General features: G+C 75.0%; 5 protein-coding genes. 2 read left to right on the plus strand and 3 right to left on the minus strand.

Annotated elements, in window-relative coordinates; genetic code table 11:
- Positions 1-366 precede the first annotated feature (366 nt).
- Together ACIQOV_RS23770 and ACIQOV_RS23775 are read left to right on the plus strand one after the other, a co-directional pair.
- Entirely contained in the window at positions 367-1,149 is a 783-nt protein-coding gene (locus ACIQOV_RS23770; protein WP_401051491.1) for an NAD(P)-binding domain-containing protein, read from the plus strand.
- 172 nt (positions 1,150-1,321) lie between these two features.
- Positions 1,322-2,410 (plus strand): branched-chain amino acid aminotransferase, encoded by a 1,089-nt coding sequence (locus ACIQOV_RS23775; protein WP_401051494.1) that lies wholly within the window; start codon positions 1,322-1,324, stop codon positions 2,408-2,410.
- Positions 2,411-2,506: 96 nt separating this feature from the next.
- On the opposite strand, the gene ACIQOV_RS23780 is transcribed toward ACIQOV_RS23775, so the two are convergent.
- The 3 genes from ACIQOV_RS23780 to ACIQOV_RS23790 form a co-directional block, all read right to left on the minus strand.
- Positions 2,507-4,105 (minus strand): long-chain fatty acid--CoA ligase, encoded by a 1,599-nt coding sequence (locus ACIQOV_RS23780; protein ID WP_401051496.1) that lies wholly within the window; start codon positions 4,103-4,105, stop codon positions 2,507-2,509.
- Positions 4,106-4,143: 38 nt separating this feature from the next.
- Positions 4,144-5,157, minus strand: a complete 1,014-nt coding sequence (locus ACIQOV_RS23785; protein WP_401051498.1) for an alpha/beta fold hydrolase — start codon at positions 5,155-5,157, stop codon at positions 4,144-4,146.
- Positions 5,154-5,858, minus strand: a 705-nt coding sequence (locus ACIQOV_RS23790; RefSeq protein WP_401051501.1) for a 3-oxoacyl-[acyl-carrier-protein] synthase III C-terminal domain-containing protein, incomplete at its 5' end; no start/stop codon positions are given. The genes ACIQOV_RS23785 and ACIQOV_RS23790, both read right to left, overlap by 4 nt.

The following is a 5,858-nucleotide window of genomic DNA, read 5'->3' on the forward strand; positions in this document are numbered from 1 at the left end:
GGTGGGAGGGACCCGCCGATCCGGTCGGGCGGCAGCACCTTGACGGTGCGCCCGCCCCGCGCGCGGGCACGGCCCGGGCTGCGGGAGGAGTCCTTGACGGCGTTCATGGCCATGGTCCTGCCGAAGGTGTTCACCCGTACGGTCTACCCGTCACCGCGCGTGTCGATGACACGGCGGACGGTGCGGTGTGCCGCCGGTCGTCGAAGAGCCGGCCGCGCGCGGGAGTTCCGGCGGAGCGTACCGGGTCGGTTCGCGCCCGGGCCGGCGACGGCGTGTCGCAGGGCGGCGCGGTGGTCACACTACTGCGGAGAAGATCGCGACGGGCAGGACGAGCTGCCCGCGCGACCACCACACACACCGGAGGCAGTGACCGTGAAGCGCGTCGGCATCATCGGAGTGGGCGAGATCGGCCGGGCCATCGTGACGGGCCTGCGCCACGGGGACGACCCGGGGCCGGAGGTCCTGCTCTCGCCGCGGGGCGCCCGGACCGCGGCCGAGCTGGCCGAGCGGTACGAGGACGTACGGGTGTGCGCCGACAACCAGGAGGTGGTGGACGGCTCCGAGCTGGTGATCATCGCCCTGCGCCGCCAGGACTGGCGCGAGGCTCTGACCGGCCTGCACGTGCCCGACGACCGGGTCGTGGTCAATGTGGTGCCCGGCGTCGGCACCGGGGAGCTGCGCCGGGTGCTGGCCACCGACGCGGCGGTGACCCACGCCATCCCGCTGCCCACCGTGCGCGAGCGCCGCTGCCTCACCGTGGTCCACCCCTCGCACCCCGACGCGGACGCCCTGTTCGAGCGGTTGGGCGGGGCGCTCCCGGTCGCGGACGAGGTCGCGCTCAGCGTCCTGTCCGCACTGACCTCGACCCAGACCACCCACTACGCCTTCCTCACCACGCTCGTCTCCTGGGCCGTCGACCAGGGCATTCCCGCCGGGGACGCCGACCGCTTCGTCCGCGGCATCTACCAGGACGTCGGCCGCTCGCTCGGCGACGGGACCCGCTCGCTGGAGCGCCTCGCGGCCGAGCACGAGACCCCGGGCGGGAGCAACGAGCGCATCCGCACCACCTGGTTCGACCAGGCCAACTCCGGGGCCCTGCGCACCGCCCTCGACGGCCTGGTCGGCGACCTCCGCACCGGCCACCGGTAGGCCGGGAACCCCGGAATCCCGCGATCCGTCGGCCCCCGCGGGAGCCGGCGGATCGGGGCTCGGCCGGGTCGCGGCGTATCACGTCCGGCTGACGACCGTTAGCATGACGGGTATGGCGCCGGTCATTGGCGTCGGTTCGCACAGATTCCACAGTGGTGTCGAGGAGTTGACGATGAGTCGCGCATTCCCTCTGTTCCGGACGACCGATCCCGTCCCCGAGGAGGAGCGACGCACCATCCTCGCCGCACCGGGGTTCGGCAAATTCTTCACCGACCACATGGCCACGGCCACCTGGACGCCCGCCGAGGGCTGGCACGACCGCAAGGTCACCGCGCTGGTGCCGTACTCGCTGCACCCGAGCGCCGCCGTGCTGCACTACGCCCAGGAGATCTTCGAGGGGCTCAAGGCCTACCGCCACGCCGACGGCAGCGTCTGGCTGTTCCGCCCGGAGTTCAACGCCCGCCGCTTCGCCCGCTCCGCCGAGCGGCTCGCCCTGCCGGTGCTGTCGGAGGAGGACTTCCTCGACAGCATCGGGGAACTGGTCCGCGCGGACGAGGCGTGGGTGCCGGACTCCGCCGACGAGAAGAGCCTCTACCTGCGGCCGTTCATGTTCGCCTCGGAGGCCTTCCTCGGCGTCCGGCCCGCCGAGCAGATCGCCTACTCGGTCATCGCCAGCCCGGCCGGCCCGTACTTCGCCGGCGGCGTCACCGGCATCACGCTCTGGGTCAGCAGCAACTACACCCGCGCCGGGCGGGGCGGCACCGGCGCCGCCAAGTGCGGCGGCAACTACGCCTCCAGCCTGGCCGCGCAGTTGGAGTCCCGCAAGCACGGCTGCGACCAGGTGCTGTTCCTGGACGACACCGGCGGCGAGGGCGACCTGGAGGAGTCCGGCACGATGAACCTGTGCCTGGTCACCTCGGCCGGCGAGCTGGTCACCCCCGCGCTGGGCAACATCCTCGACGGGGTCACCCGGGACTCGATCCTGGCGCTGGCGGGCGAGTTCGGGCTGACCCCGGTGGAGCGCCCGATCACCCTCTCCGAGCTGCGGGCCGGTGCCGCCGACGGCACGATCACCGAGGTGTTCGCCGCCGGGACGGCCGCGGTGGTCACCCCGATCGTCGGATTCAAGGGCGAGGGCTACGAGTTCACCGTCGGCACCGGCTCGCCCGGCAAGCAGACCGTCGCGATCCGCGAGCACATGCTGGACATCCAGTACGGGCGCGCCGAGGACGTCCACGGCTGGATGCGGCGGGTGGTCTGACCGCCCCGGGCGGCCCGACCGGGCCGCCCGACCCGCCGGGGCCGACCGGCGCCGGGGCCTGTTCGGCTCCAGCGCCCGCTCAACTCCCGGGCCCGCTCAGCTCTTGAGCCGGCTCGACTCCTCCTCGGGCACGACGACCTCGCGCTTGAGGATCTTTCCGGTCGGCCCCTTGGGCAGCGCGTCGACCGTCCAGACCAGCCGCGGGTACTTGTACGGCGCCACCCGCTCCCGGACGAAGCCGCGGATCTCCTCCGGGGTCGCCGAGGCGCCCGCGCGCAGGACCACGGCGGCGGCCACCTCCTGGCCGAGCGTGGGGTGGGCGACGCCGATCACCGTGGCCTCGGCGACCGCCGGGTGCTCGTACAGCACGTCCTCCACCTCCCGCGGGTAGACGTTGAAGCCGCCGCGGATCACGACGTCCTTGCGGCGGTCGACGATCCGGAAGTCGCCCCGCTCGTCGCGGGTGCCGAGGTCCCCGGTGTGCAGCCAGCCGTCCCGGACGGTCCGCGCGGTGGTGTCGGGGCGGCGCCAGTAGCCCTTCATCACGTTGTGGCCCCGGATCACCACCTCGCCGACCGTGCCGTCCGGCACCTCGGTGCCCGACTCGTCGACGATGCGCATCCGCACGCCCTCGATCGGGATGCCGATGGTGCCCGCGATCCGCTCCCGGTCGCTCCGGTTGGCGCAGGCCAGCGGCGAGGACTCGGACAGCCCGTAGCCCTCCAGCACCACGCAGTCGAAGTCGGTCTCGAAGCCGCGCAGCACCTCCGGCGGCATCGACGCGCCGCCGCCCAGGCACACCCGCAGCGAGGAGACGTCGTACCCGGCGCGCTGCGGGTGGGTCAGCATCAGGGTGTACATGGTCGGGACGCCGAGGAAGACGCTCACCCGGTCGCGCTGGATCACCGCGAGCGCGGCCTGCGGGTCGAAGCGCCGCACCAGGGTCATGCAGGCCCCGACGGCCACCGCGCAGTTGAGGCCGATCACCTGGCCGAAGGAGTGGAACAGCGGCAGCCCGCCGAAGATCACGTCCCGCTCGACCGTCCCCAGCACCTGGACGCCGGCCCGGACGTTGGCCACGATGTTGCGGTGGGTCAGTTCGGCGCCCTTGGGCGCCCCGGTGGTGCCGGAGGTGTAGAGGATGACCGCGGTGTCCTCTCCCCCGCGTCCCGCGGTCCGGGGCGGGCCGTCCGGCTGTTCCGCGAGCGTCGCGGCGAGCGCGGAGGGCTCGACCGGGACCAGCCGGGTGCCGGTGCGCCGCGCGCCCTCGACCGCCTGCTCGGTGCCCGCGTGCCAGGCGAGCAGCAGGGCCGCCCCGGCGTCGGCGAGGCAGTGCTCGATCTCCCGGGCCTTGAGCAGCGGGTTCATCGGGACGACCACCGCCCCGGCGCGCAGGATGCCGTAGTACAGCACCGCGAACTGCGGCACGTTCGGCAGCAGCACGGCGACCCGGTCGCCGGGCGCGACGCCGAGCCCGGCCAGCCAGTGCGCGGCCCGGGCGCTGAGCGCGTCCAGGTCGGCGAAGCTCAGCACCTCCTCGTCGAGCCGCAGGACGGGGTGTTCCGGACAGCGCGCGGCGGTCGCGGTGAGCAGGTCGGGAATGCCGTGCGGGTCGCCGGGGAGGCCGGGCGGTCGGCCGGGGCCGCCGTGCGGCGCGTCGGCGTTTCTGTCGGACGGGTCGGGGACGGCGGACATGCGGGCGCTCCTCGGGGCGGCGGGGCTCGGTCTCATCGTCATACGGTCGGTCGGACGCCGCCGCGCGGCGCGGCGCTCTCGCCGGTGCGCTCACCGACGCTCTCGTCGGCGCCCGAGGCGTCGCCCGAAGCGGCGCCCGAAGCGGCGCCCGAAGCGGCGCCCGCGGCGGCGCCCGCGGCGGCGCCCGCGGCGGCGGCGAGCATCCACGGCGCGATCCGCTCCACCAGCCCGCGGTTGTGCCGGATCCAGCGGAAGTGGTCCAGCGGGCGGCCGTCCGCCTGTTCGGCGGTGTAACTCCAGCGCTCCACCCGGGCCGACGGCAGCTTGGCGCACAGGTGGTCGACGGCCCGCGGCGGCGCGAGCTCGTCGCCCTGCACGTCCACGGCCAGCACCGGCAGGTCGACCCGGGCCAGCGCCCGTTCGTAGTCGGTGACCGCGCCGCGCACCCGGTAGCGGCCGGTGCGCATCTGCCGCGCCCAGTCCCGCATCAGCCGGGCCGACTCGCGGCCGCCGAAGCCGAACCGCTCGCCCGGCCAGTACCCGACCACCGCCGAGGCGACGATCGAGAACTGGCTCAGTGCCAGCCGTCGCAGGCCCGCCCGCGGGCCGAAGGTCCGGTACCAGGCCGATCCACTGGCCACCAGCACCGCGCCGGCGAGCCGGGGCCGGAAGACGCCGCAGTGCACCAGGCCCAGCTGCCCGCCCAGGCTGTGCCCGAGCAGGAGGCGCGGCGCGCCCGGGAACACCCCGGCGACCGCGTCGAGCACCGCCCCGAAGTCGTGCTCGACCAGCTCGCGGAAGCCGAAGGCGACCCCGTGCCGCGGCACCGGCCGGCTCTCGCCGTGGCCGCGCAGGTCGCAGGTGGCCACGCTCAGGCCGGCCGCGTGCAGGGCGCGGACCAGCGGGGTGTAGTGCCGGGCGGCCGTTCCCATCGCCGGCAGGACGATCACCACCGGGGCGGCCGGTTCGGGCCGGGCCAGTGCCCGGACGGTGAGCCGGGCCCCGTCGGGCGCGGCGATCTCGGCGATCACGGGGAACCGGGGGGTCTTCACGCCCGCGCCTCCCGGTCGGCGCCGGCGCCCGGCCGCCAGCCGATCACCCCGGCGCCCCAGGTGATGCCCGCGCCGAAGGCGGCGAGGCCGAGCAGCTTCGGGCCGTCCAGCAGGCCCTCCTCGCGGGCGTGGGTCAGGCCCAGCGGGATCGAGGCCGCCGAGGTGTTGGCGACCCGGTGGACGTTCAGGTAGAGCCGCTCCGGGGGCAGCCCCACCTCCTTGCCGACCGCGCGCACGATCCGGGCGTTGGCCTGGTGGGCGACGAACAGGTCGAGGTCCTCGCAGGTCAGGCTGCGCCGGGCGAGCACCTCCCGGGTGGCGGCGGACATCTTCTCCACCGCGTGGTCGAACACCTCCCGGCCGTCCATCCGCAGCTTGCGGTCGTCCCGGTCGGCGTACAGCAGCGGGATCTGCTCGCCGTCGCTGCCGAGCGAGAAGCACGGTTCGGGCGCGCCGGGCACGTCGGCGACCACGGCGGCGCCGGCGCCGTCCGCCAGCAGCACCGCGGTGCCGCGGTCCTCGTGGTCGGTGATCCGGGTCAGCGCGTCGGCGCCGCAGACCAGCACCGCCCCGGCCCGGCCGGTCTCGATCAGCGCGGCGGCGTGGTCCAGGCCGTAGACGAACCCGGCGCAGGCCGCGTGCAGGTCGAAGGCGGTGGCCTGCGGCATCCCGAGCCGGGCGGCGACCTCCACCGACACCCC

This window comes from Kitasatospora sp. NPDC091257 (genome assembly GCF_044757675.1).
Taxonomy (GTDB): domain Bacteria; phylum Actinomycetota; class Actinomycetes; order Streptomycetales; family Streptomycetaceae; genus Kitasatospora; species Kitasatospora lactacystinica.

Coding starts and splice junctions, on each gene's coding strand:
- ACIQOV_RS23775 (WP_401051494.1), top strand. CDS start 1,322: ATGAGTCGCGCATTCCCTCTGTTCCGGACGACCGATCCCGTCCCCGAG.
- ACIQOV_RS23780 (WP_401051496.1), bottom strand. CDS start 4,105: ATGTCCGCCGTCCCCGACCCGTCCGACAGAAACGCCGACGCGCCGCAC.